This is a genomic window from Rufibacter roseolus, assembly GCF_017916365.1.
Lineage (GTDB): Bacteria > Bacteroidota > Bacteroidia > Cytophagales > Hymenobacteraceae > Nibribacter > Nibribacter roseolus.
Genome location: NZ_JAFMSU010000002.1, coordinates 632,582 through 648,329, shown reverse-complemented (window position 1 = coordinate 648,329; position 15,748 = coordinate 632,582). Strand labels below are relative to the sequence as shown.

The window sequence follows — 15,748 nt, the reverse complement described above, 5'->3', positions numbered from 1 at the left end:
ATTATAAAAATAAATAAACAGGGACTGTTTTTAATATTCATAAATTGAACGTTATTATAAATCAATATCTTTTAAAATGTTTTTTTATATAGTATTAAGCCTCTTATAAAAGAGGTTTTATGTTACGGCTCAAATATTTCCTAATTTAAATTAGAATGGCTTCTTAAAACTAGAGGTTTAACCACAATTAACCAAGCCAACTTAGAACTTTTTATTAGTCTCTAAATTTCACTAAAGTAACTCCTACCTTTTTGCTCCCTCTCAGTTTATTCTTTAACCAATATCAATGACTAAAGTCACCAGTTATCCTTTTTTCAATTTTACTATTTTATTTCAAATTTTCCTTCAGTAGTTCTACTTTCTCTCAACTGTAGCCAAATACTTTTGAGCATTTTTCACTAAAACGGCCCCTAATCGCATAGAACAGGCTAAAAAGAAATTCCTTACTTTTGCAGATAGCCCTTGCGGCAAAGAAAACAGTGTACCTAAACCCTGCTCCCACAGCAAACAACCATAAAAACTGATGTCAGAGTACGATTACCGGAATATTGAGCAGAAGTGGCAGCGCTTCTGGAGTGAGAACAAAACGTTCAAGACCGATATCAACCTAAGTAAACCCAAGTTCTACTCGTTGGATATGTTCCCGTACCCGTCCGGGGCAGGTCTGCACGTAGGGCACCCGCTGGGCTACATCGCCTCTGACATCGTGAGCCGGTACAAGCGCCTCAAAGGCTTCAATGTGCTGCATCCCATGGGTTTCGATTCGTTTGGCTTGCCGGCCGAGCAGTACGCCATCCAGACCGGACAGCACCCGGCCGTGACCACCAAACAGAACATTGAGCGTTACATTGAGCAGCTGAACAACCTTGGCTTCTCCTTTGACTGGGACCGCGAGGTGCGTACCTCAGATCCAGATTACTATAAGTGGACCCAATGGATCTTCATGCAGCTTTTTAACAGTTGGTACAATTACGATACCGACAAAGCCGAGCCAATTGACACGCTGGTAGCCGAGTTCAAAATACGCGGCAACACCCACGTGAACGCCGCCTGCGATGAGGACACCCCGCACGTGACTGCTGATGCCTGGGCCCGCTTATCTGAGAAAGAACAACAAGACTTTCTACTAAAATACCGCCTGACTTTCCTCTCCGAAGCCGTGGTGAACTGGTGCCCGCAACTAGGAACCGTTCTGGCGAACGATGAGGTGAAAGACGGCGTATCGGAGCGGGGGGGCTATCCGGTGGAGCGGAAGTTGATGAAGCAATGGATGATGCGCATCACAGCTTATGCGGAGCGCCTGCTCCAAGGCCTGGACACCATTGATTGGCCTGAGCCTGTAAAAGAGATGCAACGCAACTGGATCGGGAAATCCGTGGGGGCTGAATTGCATTTCCAACTGGACGGCCACGAGCACAAACACATCACCGTGTTCACCACCCGCATTGACACCATCTTCGGGGCGAGCTTTGTGGTCCTGGCCCCTGAGCACGAATATGTAGAGGAAATCACCACACCGGAGCAACGCACCGAAGTAGAGGAATACGTGACCTGGGCCAAGAACCGCTCAGAGCGCGACCGCATGTCTGATGTGAAGCACGTGACCGGAACTTTCACAGGTTCTTATGCCATTAACCCGATCTCAGGGGAGAAAATCCCGGTATGGATCGCTGATTACGTGTTGGCGGGCTACGGAACTGGTGCCGTAATGGCCGTTCCCGGCCACGATACCCGCGACTACGCCTTCGCGAAGAAATTCAACCTGCCTATACCAGAAGTAGTGGAAGGCGGTGATCTTTCCAAAGAAGCCCACGCGGCCAAAGAAGGCAAGATCATCAACTCCGGTTTCCTGAACGGCCTGGACGTGAAAGACGCCATCAAGGCCGGCATCCAGCGCGCCGAAGAATTAGGCGTAGGAAAAGCCCGCGTGAACTACCGCATGCGCGATGCCGTGTTCGGTCGTCAGCGTTATTGGGGCGAGCCGGTGCCCGTTTATTACAAAGACGGAATTCCTGACCTGCTGGAGGAAAGTGAACTGCCTTTGGTGTTGCCTGAGGTAGACGCGTACCTGCCCACCGAGACCGGAGAACCGCCTTTGGGCCGCGCCCACGATTGGAAATACCGCGGGGAGTTTGAGTACGAACTAAGCACCATGCCCGGTTGGGCCGGCTCCAGCTGGTACTGGTACCGCTATATGGACCCTCAGAACGACCTGGAATTCGCCAGCAAAGAAGCTATTGACTACTGGCAGAACGTGGACCTGTACATCGGAGGATCGGAGCACGCCACCGGTCACCTCCTCTACTCCCGCTTCTGGAACAAGTTCCTTTTTGACCTGGGGCTAGTAAACCAGGAGGAGCCGTTCAAGAAGCTCATCAACCAGGGGATGATTCAGGGTCGGTCTAACTTCGTGTACCGCATCAAGGATTCCAATACGTTTGTTTCATTTGGCCTGAAAGACCAGCATGAAATCACTGCCCTGCACGTAGACGTGAACATCGTGGAGAACGATGTGCTGGACCTGGAAAGATTCAAAGCCTGGAGACCTGATTTCGCAGATGCGGAGTTCATTCTGGAGGATGGCAAATACGTGGTGGGCGTGGAGATTGAGAAGATGTCCAAATCCAAGCATAACGTAGTGAACCCCGATGTGCTGGTGGAGGAATACGGCGCCGATACCCTGCGCATGTACGAGATGTTCCTGGGACCTTTGGAGCAGTTCAAGCCCTGGAACACCAACGGCATGGACGGGGTGTACAAGTTCCTGCGGCGTTTCTGGAAACTGTTCTTTGATGAGCAAGGCAACTGGGCACTGACCGAGGAGGCACCCACTCCAGCTGAGCTGAAGTCGTTGCACAAGACCATCAAAAAGGTGGAGGAAGACATTGAGCGTTTCTCCTTCGGGACCAGCGTGAGCCAGTTCATGATCTGCGTGAACGAGCTTACCGCCCTTAAAACGAAGAAGCGCGCTATCCTGGAGCCCTTGACCGTGGTACTGGCACCTTTCGCGCCGCACATTGCCGAGGAACTTTGGAGCAGATTAGGCCACAATGAAAGCATCACCTACGCCGCTTACCCAGAATGGAAAGAGGAATTCCTCACCGAAAGCACCTTTGACTACCCTATCTCGGTGAACGGAAAAGTGAAAACCAAAATCACCTTCGACCTTAAAACCTCTAAGGAAGAAGTGGAGAAAGAAGTACTAGCCTCTGAACAGGTGCAGAAACTTCTGGAAGGCAAACCGGTGAAAAAGGTGATCGTGGTTCCGGGTAAAATCGTGAACGTGGTGATATAGGGTTATTGCCTTATTTCCTAAAATTACCTTTAAAACAGAAAAGGCCAGCTACAGTAGCTGGCCTTTTCTGTTCACATACACCGTCTTACTTCTTCTGGTTTCCCTTGACCACCCCAAACCGAATGGGTAAAACATACCTGATGGGCATTTTCTTTCCGTTTTGCATACCAGGAGTAAACTCCAGTAATTGAACTACCCGCATCGCCTCCGCATCGGTTTCCTTTGTAAGGCTTTTCAATAGAAATGGCTCTATTACCTGACCAGTGGTATCAATTACAAACTGCACTACTACCATCCCCTCCACACACTCCTTATATCTTAAATTACTTTGCATAAACTTTAACATGGAAGGCAACCCGCCATGTTTGTATTCAGGCAGTTGTTCAATTGGAAAAATACAGAACAGTGTATCTGTTACTTCCCCTTTTGCCTTCTGGATGGTTGACTGCTCCGTTTGCCTTTTTTGCCCCAAGGTACTCCCGGAGGAAAGAAAAACAGATAGGATAATTAAGAGTGTAGCAGTAGTTTTTAGTATCATTTTGTAAAATGCAGTTCAAAAAAAGGATGCTATCCTTCCTTGCATTCCATAAAATTTCATACCTATACAACATTAAATTTTACGTCCATGAACAAACGCTATGATATTCTCCTGGGCTTAGCCTTGTTAGCGGCCGTAGCAACCGGCTACTTCTTCAACCAGAACAGGTATTTTCATATCACCTCGGGCGAAGAAGTCAGCAAAGTAGTTTATGCAGGCTTTGAGAATAAAGCCAAATGGCGGGTAGAATGGCACTTTAACTATGAGCCTGGCTCTACTGCCGGAGTCGCTACCCTTGGCCTTGGGTTGATCCTTTTTGGGGTGGCTGGAAGAAACCGAAGAAGAGTCTTCAGGGTAAGCTGATTTGTTCCGGTTTCCTTTACAGCCCTAACTCCGCTCTCACCTTCTTCGTCATTCCGGCCACCACCAGATCATAAGAGTGGTCAATGAGTTCGGTCATTAAACCCATAGGCAGGAAAGCCTCAGGGAGGACGGTGTTCCAGTGTTTCTTGCTCATGTGGTAACCTTCCTTTATGGCGGGGTACTGTTCTCTTAATTCAACCGCCCTCTCCGGGTCACATTTCAGGGCAACGCCAGCGGCGTAGTCAGACAGGCTGCAAAGGGCAAACATTTTACCGGCCACTTTGAAGACCAGCGTGTCCTGGTCAAAGGGAAGGGTTTCCTCTACGTGCGGTTTGCTTAGGCAATACTCTCTTAATTCCTCTATGTTCATAGGGCCTGAAGGTAATAAAAAGAGCCGCCTTCCCAAAGTGGGAAAGCGGCTCTTCTATTTATTGTAACTTCTATAAAAGATTACGCTTTGGTTTCCATTTCATAAGCTGCCTCTTCTGCTTGCGCGGTCACTGGCTCCTGCTCATTGGCGATGATGTGTTCAAAGATTTGTGATGCTTCCAAGGCTAATTCTGCACCTTCTTTAGCAAAAGCAACGTGAGATTCAGATTCTTTTTTACAACTGAAGAACCTTTTTAAGCCGCTGAACAAAGCTACAAGGGCCAGGGCAATCAGCTTCCAGAACTTAACGCCGGTCAGCAGAATCACTTAATAGAACTTGGCCACGAAGGCCAGGATACCAACTTTGTATAACACCTCACCAGCAATCAGCCCTCCTATTCCGTAGGTCGCCACTTTACCAAAGAAAGATTGAAGTCGGCCTACTGGTTTTCTTCGTTGAGCCTCACGCTGGCCAGCAGCGCCGGAATATCTTTCTTGATGCCAGGCAACATGTGCATATCCCAGATGGAATTCAAGGTTTAGCGCTTTCCTAAAATGAAAATTCCCATTTAGGGGCTACTTTCTAAAATCGCCTCCTAAATGGGAATATATCTTTATCGCGGGGAAATCAGGAACGGGTCATCAGTTTGAACACCAGGTAGATCAACCCGCATAGGAACATGATCATTGACACCTTGTTGATGGTGTGCATGGTGCGCAGGTTGAAATTGGTTTTGCGGTTTGGGTCCTTCTTGCGGAAGAAGTAGGTTGCCACTTCGGTGAAATCAAATAGGCCTTTCATATAGGTTTATATCTGCAGTTAAGTGTGCTTCTGTATATAATTAGAACAATCTCAGGCCAGGAATGATTTACCTGTGGGCAAATATATTTAGGCCTCTACCCCTACCGGCTCATTCCAGTTTCCGTCTTCCCTGATGAGTTCAATGAGCTCGTCTACGGCGCGTTCCTCCGGCACCGATTTCTTGATCACCTGCTGGCCACGGTACAACGCAATTTTGCCTTTGCCCACACCCACGTAACCGTAGTCGGCATCGGCCATCTCGCCGGGGCCGTTCACAATACAGCCCATGATCCCGATTTTCACGCCCTTGAGGTGATCGGTGCGCTTACGTATCATGGCGGTGGTTTCCTGCAGATCGAACAGAGTACGGCCGCAGCTAGGGCAGCTGATGTACTCCGTCTTGCTCATGCGCGTGCGGGCCGCCTGCAGAATGCCGAAGGAGAGTTTGTTCAGACTTTCCAGGGTGAAGAGCCAATCTTCTTTGCTGCGGTGGCTCAGGTCCTGGGTGCTGAGCAGCACTCCGTCCCCGAACCCATCAATCAAAAGGCCACCCACATCAGTGGCGGCGTAGAGCTGCACCTGTTCATCGGTGAGGTCTTCATAGGAGCGCTTGATAATGACCGGTACCGGCTGTCCCTGGTTCATGAGGCGGATTAAAGCCTTGCGCTGCTCGGGCATGGCGTGCTCGTTCTGTGTCTCCAGGATGAGAATCACATCCGGCCGATTATGCAGTGTTTCTATGAAATCGTTCGTTAACTGGCCCAGCGTCACCTGTACGAAGTTCAATTGCGGATGCCAGCTACTGGCGGTTTCAAACTGTACGGCTGTAAACAAAGGATAACGCTCCTCGCGCTGCTCGGCTTCCAGCCAAACGGTGTAGTCCACTATCTCCTTTAAGCCGTTGGGTAGCATGAACGTAATGGGTGAACTGCCGGTGTACACGTAATCCGCGCCTTGGTCAGACATATGGAATTTGTCCAGCGCAGCCGAGTAGATGTGGCCCACCGGCCGAAGATCCTCGTAAGTGATTTCTTCCAGTCGGCTCAGGTCGGCTACCACGCGGGGCACGTTGTGGCCGCCCAGGTTCAGGACCTCGCGGGTTTCGCGGCGGTGATACTGGAACGGGTTGTACGGCAGGTTGCAGATGGGTTTGATGGGCGTGTGCCCGGCCCGGGTGGTATAGCGGTCAATGAGCATTTTAGCCACTGGCGCTTCCAGCTCAGGGGCTTCCGTGAGGGAAACCCGTACGGTATCACCTAAGCCGTCTTCCAGCAAAGTACCGATTCCCACCGCAGATTTCACGCGACCGTCTTCGCCTTCGCCGGCCTCGGTCACGCCCAGGTGCAGCGGGTAAGGCTGCAGTTTCTCTTCTTCCAGTTTCTGCACGAGCAAACGGTAGGCCTGCACCATCACCTGGGTATTGCTCGCCTTCATGGAAAGCACTACGTCATAGTAGTTGAGGTCTTCGCAAATGCGCAGGAACTCCAGCGCGCTTTCCACCATGCCCAGTGGGGTATCACCGTAGCGGCTCAGGATGCGATCAGACAAAGAACCGTGATTGGTGCCTATGCGCATGGCCGTACCGTACTCCTTGCAGATGTTCACCAAAGGCGTGAAGCGCTCCCTGATACGGTCCAGCTCAGCCTGGTAAGTGGCATCAGTATATTCAATGGTCTGGAATTTCTTTTTATCGGCGTAGTTCCCGGGGTTCACGCGCACTTTCTCTACCAGACGGGCGGCCAGCTCGGCGGCATTGGGAGTGAAATGAATATCTGCGATGAGCGGAACGGTATAGCCGCGGGCCCGAAGTTCTTGCTTGATGTTGCCCAGGTTCTCGGCCTCTTTCACGCTGGGTGCGGTAATACGCACGTACTCACAGCCGGCCTCCACCATCCTGATCACCTGCTCCACTGAACCCAGCGTATCCATGGTGTCTACGGTGGTCATGGACTGTACCCTGATTGGGTTCTCGCCCCCCATTGCCAAGTCGCCAATACGCACTTCGCGGCTCAAGCGGCGGGTATAATCAGTAAGGCTAGGACAATAGATTCCGCCCAGGGAAAGGGATTCTGTATTCATGGGAAATGATGTTTCCATATTTCTTTAACCAACGGCTAAACCAGATTGTTCAGCGTAGCATTTGTAAAAGTACGACGTTTTTTTGACCTGAGCAGCTATGGGTCTGCAGGCATATATTCTAGACAGTTTTCTCCTTCACAAAACTGAATAGATGATCAATTTCTTTTTAGGTAAGTCAGAACCCAGACACAGGCACATTACAGGATTTTCACCTACATTAACTGCTTAATAATAAAGCACTAACATATTTAAAGATGCTTTCTTTACGTGGGTTGCCTAGTTTATTTGGCCACAATGCGTCAGGTGGTCGGCATCTAATTGCAGTGAACAGAAAACACCTATGTTAAATAAGGCGTACAATATTATGCTAAACTAACTGCAACTATGTCTCTACTGTTTTTATCCCAAAGCCAACGCCAGGTAACTGCCTTGCTCCGGAAAGCAGGCATGGACAACATCAATATCCCCAACACCATTCAGACCACCCGCGAGACCGCCGAGAACTGGCTTTACCAGGAAATGGAGCAGGGCAATCTGCCGTTGGTGTTCCAGATGGTAAAAGGTGAATGCCTGGAAAAAGACTCCCAGCTTTTGTTTGATGAACTGAAGGATGTGGTAGTGGCCAAGTACATTATGCGCATGGGCATGGCCTATGATGCCGCCTCCAAGACCGCATCGGTGATTTTGCCCTTCATTCTGAAGGCCATGGTAGAGCTGCTCCAGAAAAATCCCATGTTCAAGAATTGGTGGGACAACCTGGACCTGCGCAAACACCTTCCCAGCAAGGAAGATATCAGGTCAAAAATAAGAACTGTGGGGAAATCCTTTTCCGGTAACCAGTCTTCTGAAAACGGCGCGTTCGCTTAAAGACTAGCGTCTGTTTTAAAGCCGTTTCAGGAAAAAAAGACTATAAAAAGGTTCGGTGCTTTCTTCACCTGTAAACCAACTTCTGTTTATTCCTGCTCCGCTTCTCCCTGCCTTAACAATGGGTCCTCCGTGGAAGCATTGGCCTCTCCCTGTTCTTTCAGGCGGTCTATCCGGTTAGCGATCCGGTCGTGAACGCGGTCATCCTGCAGATATGTTTGCTGGTCTAGATCGAATTCTTCAGGGTTGAACTCTTGGGCCAGTTCATGGAGCTGGAAAATATAGGTGTCAATGCGGTTAATGGCCTCAGAGACGAACTCGCTGGCGTGGTCATTTTCCTCCGAGAGGCCCTCTTTGACCTCTTCGGCCTGTCGGATCTCATGCTGGATGATGGTTTCGGGCTGGGTTCCTTTCAAGCGCTCGTGGTCTAACCGTTTCTTGAATTCAGGGATATCAAAGTCCATAGTAGGTGTTTTTTGATGGCACACTCGTAGACCGGATACGTGTTATCCGGCCCTGAGTTAAGTCCTGCATCAAAACCATTTGCCTTTATGGCCGTAGCCCCAAGAAAACTTTATAAAACCATCTATGCCCGTTCCGTTTCTACAGAGAAGTCATGCCTTTGCGGCGCAATTGTTGCACAAAGCCGGTTTAAAGGCCACCCAGATTCCGCAGGCCATTCAGGTCACCCGCGAAACCGTGGAGCAATGGCTGCAGAAAGAGATGGAAAGCGGCAATGCCCAGCAAGTGCTGGAGGTTCTGAAAGGCCATGTGCAGGAGAAAGGCCCTAAACTGCTGTTTGATAAACTGAAGGACATGCTGCTGGTAAGGCTCATGTTGCACCTGGGCATCAAAAGCGCGATGGCCACCAATATTGCCACCCTCATCCTGCCCTTCGTGCTGAAGCGCATCTTTGACCTGGCCAGGCAGAATCCCAAAATGCAGGCCTGGTGGCGGGAACAGGAATGGCGCGAGCAGATGCCTACCATCAGCCAAATTAAATCAAGGATCAAGGAACTGGGGCAAAGCTTCTCCCCTAACCGCACCAACCCCTCTAATGACCAGCCGCTGTTTATTTAATAAAAGTACCTGACCAAAATTCCGTTTCAAGGCTGATTCCAGAAAACAGAGCCTTAAACAGCGTATAAACAAAAAGCCCCTGCGCACCGGCAGGGGCTTTTTGTTTATGGAGAAAGGTCCTATTAATGACGGAACATCATCTCGCGGTATTTCACCAATGGCCATTGCTCATCGGCAACGATCAGCTCAAGCTTGTCAACGCTGTAACGGATGGTGTCAAAGAAAGAAAGTACTTCATCTGTGTACATGATGGCCCGCTCACGGGTGTCTTCAATCTTGTTGGCCACCTTGCGCTTCTCAATCATGGCATCTACGTTCGTCTTGATGGTAGTCAGGTGACCGGAGATGGTTTTGATGGTGTCCAGCGTGGTCTGTGTGTACTCATTGTCCTCCAACCCGATGTCACGGAGACCTTTGATGTTCTCCACCAGAGTAGTCTGGTAAGCGATGGCGGTAGGGATGATGTGGTTCATGGCCAGGTCACCCATCACGCGGGCCTCAATCTGTACGCGCTTGATATAGTCTTCAAGCAGAATGTCATGACGGGCGTGTAACTCACGGGGGCTGAAGATGTTGTGCTTGGTAAAGATCTCCATAGCGGTCTCATCAACCAGTTTGTCCAAAGCCTGCGGCGTCTTGCGGATGTTGCTCAACCCACGGCGCTCTGCTTCTTCTTCCCACTCTTTTGAGTAACCATTTCCTTCAAAACGCACGGCTTTGGAAGAGATCACGTACTCACGTAGCACATCAATGATAGCTACTTCTTTTTTCTTGCCCTGGGCCATCAAAGCATCCACGCTGTTTTTGAAGTCGATCAATTGATCAGCAACAATGGCGTTGAGGGTGGTCATGGCGTTGGAGCTGTTGGCCGAGGAACCTACTGCGCGGAACTCAAACTTGTTACCAGTAAAGGCGAAAGGCGAGGTACGGTTACGGTCGGTGTTGTCCAACAGAATTTCAGGGATCTTGTCGATGCCCAGTTTCAGGTACACGTTATCGCCTTTGTCTAATGGCAATTTAGCGGTACGCTCCAGTTCATCCAGCACCTCGGTCAGTTTCTTCCCGATGAACACGGACATGATAGCCGGCGGCGCTTCGTTGGCACCCAGACGGTGGTCGTTGCTGGCAGACGCGATAGAAGCGCGTAGCAAATCGGCGTAGCGGTGTACCGCTTTCACGGTGGTGATGAAGAAAGTAAGGAACTGCAGGTTCTCCTTCGGGCGACGACCCGGGGCGAACAGGTTCACGCCGGTGTCGGTACTTAGGGCCCAGTTGTTGTGCTTGCCGCTTCCGTTCACACCTTTGTAAGGCTTCTCGTGCAGCAATACCTTAAAGTGGTGCTTCTCGGCAACGCGGTCTAACAGGTCCATTAACAATTGGTTATGGTCAACTGCCAAGTTAGCCTCTTCAAAGGTAGGAGCGCACTCAAACTGGTTTGGAGCCACCTCGTTGTGACGGGTACGCAGAGGAATCCCCAGCTTATGCGACTCGGCCTCGAAGTCAATCATGAAGGCGTGCACTCTTGATGGGATAGCCCCGAAGTAGTGGTCCTCCAGCTGCTGGCCTTTGGCCGGCTCATGCCCGAATACGGTTCTGCCGGTCATTACCAGGTCTGGACGGGCTTCGTACAAAGCACGGTCCACCAGGAAGTATTCCTGCTCAATACCCAAAGTGGCGGTTACCTTGGTAACGTCTTTGTCAAAGTACTGGCAAACGTCAACGGCGGCTTTCTCCACCAGGCCAAGGCTTTTGAGCAAAGGCGCTTTATAGTCAAGGGCCTCACCGGTATAGGAAACGAAGATGGTAGGGATACAAAGGGTTTTGGCCCCGGCGTTTTCAATGATGAAGGCCGGAGAGGTTGGGTCCCAGGCGGTATAACCGCGGGCCTCAAAGGTGTTACGGATACCGCCGCTTGGGAAAGAAGAGGCATCTGGCTCCTGTTGTACCAGGGCGCTGCCTTTGAAAACCTCAATGGCGCGTCCGTCTGAGCTCAGGTCAAAGAAAGAGTCGTGTTTCTCGGCGGTCTCACCGGTCAACGGCTGAAACCAGTGGGTGTAGTGGGTAGCTCCGCGGCTAAGAGCCCAGGTCTTCATGGCTCCCGCCACGGCATCGGCTAGGTTACGGTCTACTTTGCTGCCGGTCTTAATGGCAAACTGCAGGCGTTTGAAATAATCTCCAGCCAAAGTAGCGCGCATGGCCTCTAAACCAAATACGTTACTTCCATAATAATCAGAGATTTTGTCAGAAGGTAGCTTCACCTCTACTGGCGTGCGTTGGTTTACCAACTCAAGCGCCTTAAAACGAAGAATGGCCATGAAATTTGTTTGTTTTTAAAAGATGGATCAAATGTAGGGCAGAAAATCTTACTTTCAAGCATTACCCCTAATTTTTTGAACCACTTTTTTAAATTTACTAACTACTTTCAAGAGAATACCCCTCTATTTTGATACCCAATTTTCCAAACAAGCATTGGATTTTCCTACATACCCCCTCAAAACACATAGTCTTCTACAAAGTGTCTCTTTTTTGAGGATGCCCTTTATGCGGTATATTTGACCTGTGAAAAGAATACTATTCAAAGCCTTCGGGTATTTTATCTTCTGGACCCTCTTCTTTGAGATATGCCGGGCCGTTTTCCTCCTCTACCATTCTACCAAAACCGATGCCTTAACCTCTACTGAGATTGGGAAAGTGTTCTGGTACGGTCTCCGGATGGACCTTTCCTTTGCCGCTTACCTGAGCGTGATCCCGTTTCTGCTCTTTTTAAACGAAGTGGCCTTCAGAAAAAGGGTCTTCCTGAAAATTGTCTCTGTTTTCACCTATGTGCTGTTGCCCATCCTGGTACTGATGGTAACCATTGACCTGGAACTGTACTCTGCCTGGGGATTTAGGCTGGACTCCACTCCCCTGCAATACCTCAACACGCCCGCCGAGATGCTGGCTTCCACGGCCTCGGCCCCGGTCTGGCTTCTGGCGCTCCTTTATCTCTTGCTGCTGTTTATAGGCATAGTGGGCTTTAGGTTCATCAGCCAGAATTGGTCTGTTTCTCCAAAAAGAGGCGTAAAACAACTATCCGGTGAACTACTGCTCAGTCTTTTCCTGCTGGCTTTGCTGGTGCTGCCCATTCGGGGCGGTTGGCAACAGATTCCCCTGAACCAAAGCGATGTTTACTTCTCTTCCAAGCTTTTCGCGAACCACGCCGGCGTGAACGTGCCCTGGAACGTGATGCATTCCTTGCTTAAAAAGAACCACAACACCAAGAACCCCTACCAGTTCCTGGACGAGAAACAGGCGCAGGCCATGGTGCAGGAGTTGTACCAGCCCAAGAGCGATTCTGTTCCTTCTTTGCTTCGGGTGAAAAGGCCTAACGTGCTATTTATCATCCTAGAAAGCTACACCGCCAAGTTCATTGGCGCGCTGGGTGGCCCGGCCGAGGTGACGCCTAACTTCAATGCACTGGCCAAAGAAGGCATCCTGTTCCAGAACATCTACGCCGCCGGGGACCGAAGTGAAAAAGGCATGGTGGCGCTGCTGAGCGGCTATCCCGTGCAGACCACCACCTCCATCATCAAAACCCCGAAGAAAACGGAGCGCCTGCCCCAATTGGCCTCGGAACTGAAAAGACTGGGGTACGCCACCAGCTATTATTACGGCGGGGAACTGGCCTTTGCCAATATCAAGTCTTACCTCATCAACGGGCAGTATGACAAACTGCTGGAGAAGTCAGATTTCCCTAGCGAGGATTACAACTCCAAGTGGGGCGTGCATGACCACATCCTGTTTGACCGCGTACTGGCCGAGCACCAGAACCCCAAACAGCCGTTCTTCACTACGGTATATACCCTCAGCAGCCATGAGCCGTATGACATTCCTATTCCGGCGAAATTCCCGGGCACAGATGAGGAAACCAGATTCAAGAACGCCTTCTACTACACAGATTATGCTTTAGGCCGATTCATCTCTGCCGCGAAGAAGATGCCCTGGTGGCAGAATACGCTGGTTGTGCTGGTAGCCGACCACGGGCACCATTTCCCCGGCCGCGACCAGAACGATGCACCCAGCAAGTTCCGGGTTCCGCTCCTGATGACCGGGGGCGCCCTGGCCGTAAAAGACTCCGTAGTCACTAACATAGGTTCCCAAACAGATCTGGTGCCTACCATTCTGCAACAAATGGGGCAACCCACCCACCAGTTTGCCTGGAGCAAGAACCTCTTGGATGCCAAGGCTACCCCCTTCGCCTTCTACGTCTTCAACGATGGCTTCGGGATGGTCTCGCCGCAGGGCGCCGTCACCTTTGACAACGTTTCGCAAAAACCTATCCTCCGCTCCCCCGGAGTTACCGACAAACAGGTACAACAAGGCAAAGCCTACATGCAAACCAGTTTCGGGGATTTCCTTAAGAAGTAGTCCCTAGTGATTAGTTGTTAGTGATTAGTCTTTAGTTGTTTCGGGTCTGTTATAAAAAATCAGCCCTAAAACATTTTCCGGAATTTAGCTCTTGGTTAAGCGATCAATGTAGGGGCACCTCTTGTGGGTGCCCTTTTCCTTTGTTAAACGTATCCATAATGCTTTGGGAGTTACCCACCAGATCATAAACCGAAATCCCGTTTTAAGCTTTATTTCTTAAAACAACCTCAAAACTCTAGAAATCAAACACTAATCACTAAAAACTAAACACTATTAACTATTTCCGGTTTCTCCGTACCTTTGTGCCTTGATTATGAAAAAGGTAGCATTCTATACATTAGGCTGTAAGCTCAATTTCTCTGAGACTTCTACCCTCTCCAGGATTTTTCAGGAGCGTGGGTTTGAGAAGGTGGAGTTTACAGACACCCCAGATATTTACGTCATCAACACGTGCTCCGTCACGGACAATGCCGACAAGAAATGCCGGAAAGTGGTGAAGGAAGCCCTTAAGCACTCGCCTAACGCCTTCATTACCATTGTGGGCTGCTACGCCCAATTGAAGCCCAAGGAAATCTCCGAGATCCCTGGTGTGGATGCCGTTTTGGGCGCTGCCGAGAAGTTTCAGTTGGTAGACATTCTGGAGACGTTTGATAAGAAAGACGCCCCGCAGGTGCATGCCAGCCCGGTATCTGAAGCTAATACCTTCGTGAACGCCTATTCCTTCGGGGACCGCACCCGCACGTTCCTGAAAGTACAGGACGGCTGCGATTACTCCTGCACCTTCTGCACCATTCCGCAGGCCCGCGGCAAAAGCCGCAGCAACACCATTGAGAAAGTAGTAGCCGAGGCCCGCACCATAGGCGACTCCGGCGTGAAGGAAATTGTGCTTACCGGGGTGAACACCGGCGATTTCGGGTTGCAGGAAGGCGTGCGCGTGGAGAATTTCTTCCAATTGGTGCAGGAACTGGACCAGGTGGAGAACGTGAGCCGCTTCCGGATTTCGTCTATTGAACCTAATCTTTTGAGTGAAGAGATCATCAGGTTCGTAGCGGGTTCTCAACGCTTTATGCCGCACTTCCATGTGCCATTGCAGTCGGGTAGTAACAAGATTTTGAAGCTCATGCGCCGCCGTTACCTGCGGGAACTGTACGCCCAGCGGGTTGAATGGATCAAGACTGCCATGCCGCACGCATGCATCGGGGTGGACGTTATTGTGGGCTTCCCCGGCGAGACCGAGGAGGATTTCCTGGAGACCTACAGCTTCCTGAACGGATTGGACATCAGCTACCTGCACGTGTTCCCGTACTCTGAGCGCGCCAACACCCTGGCCTTGGACCTGCCTGGGGTTGTTCCGCAGAAAGAGCGTAACCGCCGCGCCGATATGCTGCGCATCCTGTCTGAGAAGAAGAAACGCGCCTTCTACGAAAGCCAGATCGGGTACGAAGGCCGCGTATTGTTTGAGGCTGATATTACCGATGGCTATATGGAAGGCTTCACCGAGAACTACGTCCGCGTAGTGGCCAAATACGATCCGGTACTGGTGAACGAACAGAAACACGTCCGCTTGACGAATATTACTTCCGCTGGATTAATGGAGGCTGAAGAAACCTATCATGAGATGCTGGCGCATTAAGAAGAAGATTAGATAATCAGTTTTATAAAGGCCCAAGAAAAGCAAAAGGTCCAGTTATGCATGACATAGCTGGACCTTTTAGTTTTATAAGAATGTAAGATCGCCTTCTCTCTCTTTTGTCAGCCTGAAAGCATCTTGTGGGCGAACGGCAATGGCTTGGGAAAAACGCTTTTACTTTGGAAAAGAACATGCAAGTCAGGAGATTGGCGGTCCAATGGTGCGGAGAGCGCTGTCGCTAACTCTCCGCACAACAAGGGATACTGGCACACTAAACAGGCTGTATTTATTATAAACAGAAATGCCTTGCTGGATGAACCA

At 50.2% G+C, this 15,748-nt stretch carries 13 protein-coding genes; 6 read left to right on the top strand and 7 right to left on the bottom strand.

What is annotated here, in order from left to right:
- The first annotated feature begins 523 nt into the window (after positions 1-523).
- Complete coding sequence (gene leuS / locus J3P35_RS11685; RefSeq protein WP_210464774.1) at positions 524-3,295, top strand: leucine--tRNA ligase; 2,772 nt, start codon at positions 524-526, stop codon at positions 3,293-3,295.
- An 85-nt stretch (positions 3,296-3,380) separates the two neighbouring features.
- On the opposite strand, the gene J3P35_RS11680 is transcribed toward leuS, so the two are convergent.
- Positions 3,381-3,833 (bottom strand): energy transducer TonB, encoded by a 453-nt coding sequence (locus J3P35_RS11680; protein WP_210464773.1) that lies wholly within the window; start codon positions 3,831-3,833, stop codon positions 3,381-3,383.
- 87 nt (positions 3,834-3,920) lie between these two features.
- Between J3P35_RS11680 and J3P35_RS11675 the strand changes: the two genes are divergently transcribed.
- Positions 3,921-4,196 (top strand): hypothetical protein, encoded by a 276-nt coding sequence (locus J3P35_RS11675; RefSeq protein ID WP_210464772.1) that lies wholly within the window; start codon positions 3,921-3,923, stop codon positions 4,194-4,196.
- Positions 4,197-4,212: 16 nt separating this feature from the next.
- Here the strand turns inward: J3P35_RS11675 and J3P35_RS11670 are convergent, their stop codons facing one another.
- From J3P35_RS11670 to ispG, 4 genes are all read right to left on the bottom strand, one after another.
- Positions 4,213-4,566 carry an MmcQ/YjbR family DNA-binding protein gene (locus J3P35_RS11670; protein WP_210464771.1) on the bottom strand — a complete coding sequence of 118 codons (354 nt, stop codon included), beginning with the start codon at positions 4,564-4,566 and terminating at the stop codon, positions 4,213-4,215.
- Between the two features lie 80 nt (positions 4,567-4,646).
- Complete coding sequence (locus J3P35_RS11665) at positions 4,647-4,892, bottom strand: hypothetical protein (protein ID WP_210464770.1); 246 nt, start codon at positions 4,890-4,892, stop codon at positions 4,647-4,649.
- Positions 4,893-5,193: 301 nt separating this feature from the next.
- On the bottom strand, positions 5,194-5,367 hold the full coding sequence (locus J3P35_RS11660) for a DUF6728 family protein (protein ID WP_210464769.1): 174 nt from the start codon (positions 5,365-5,367) through the stop codon (positions 5,194-5,196).
- A gap of 87 nt (positions 5,368-5,454) precedes the next feature.
- Positions 5,455-7,446, bottom strand: coding sequence for a (E)-4-hydroxy-3-methylbut-2-enyl-diphosphate synthase (ispG, locus tag J3P35_RS11655; protein WP_210464768.1), 1,992 nt, complete (start codon positions 7,444-7,446; stop codon positions 5,455-5,457).
- A 384-nt stretch (positions 7,447-7,830) separates the two neighbouring features.
- On the opposite strand from ispG, the gene J3P35_RS11650 reads away from it, so the two are divergent.
- Positions 7,831-8,313, top strand: coding sequence for a hypothetical protein (locus tag J3P35_RS11650; protein ID WP_210464767.1), 483 nt, complete (start codon positions 7,831-7,833; stop codon positions 8,311-8,313).
- 86 nt (positions 8,314-8,399) lie between these two features.
- Here J3P35_RS11650 and J3P35_RS11645 read toward each other — a convergent pair whose 3' ends face one another.
- Positions 8,400-8,774 carry a hypothetical protein gene (locus tag J3P35_RS11645; RefSeq protein WP_210464766.1) on the bottom strand — a complete coding sequence of 125 codons (375 nt, stop codon included), beginning with the start codon at positions 8,772-8,774 and terminating at the stop codon, positions 8,400-8,402.
- 124 nt (positions 8,775-8,898) lie between these two features.
- Here J3P35_RS11645 and J3P35_RS11640 point away from each other — a divergent pair, with 124 nt between their 5' ends.
- A complete protein-coding gene (locus tag J3P35_RS11640; protein WP_210464765.1) occupies positions 8,899-9,390 on the top strand; it encodes a hypothetical protein in 492 nt (163 codons plus the stop codon).
- Between the two features lie 122 nt (positions 9,391-9,512).
- Here the strand turns inward: J3P35_RS11640 and J3P35_RS11635 are convergent, their stop codons facing one another.
- Positions 9,513-11,705 (bottom strand): glutamine synthetase III family protein, encoded by a 2,193-nt coding sequence (locus tag J3P35_RS11635; protein WP_210464764.1) that lies wholly within the window; start codon positions 11,703-11,705, stop codon positions 9,513-9,515.
- A gap of 244 nt (positions 11,706-11,949) precedes the next feature.
- Here J3P35_RS11635 and J3P35_RS22200 point away from each other — a divergent pair, with 244 nt between their 5' ends.
- Positions 11,950-13,797, top strand: a complete 1,848-nt coding sequence (locus tag J3P35_RS22200; protein ID WP_210464763.1) for an LTA synthase family protein — start codon at positions 11,950-11,952, stop codon at positions 13,795-13,797.
- 313 nt (positions 13,798-14,110) lie between these two features.
- Positions 14,111-15,430 (top strand): tRNA (N(6)-L-threonylcarbamoyladenosine(37)-C(2))-methylthiotransferase MtaB, encoded by a 1,320-nt coding sequence (mtaB, locus tag J3P35_RS11625; RefSeq protein WP_210464762.1) that lies wholly within the window; start codon positions 14,111-14,113, stop codon positions 15,428-15,430.
- Positions 15,431-15,748 lie beyond the last annotated feature (318 nt).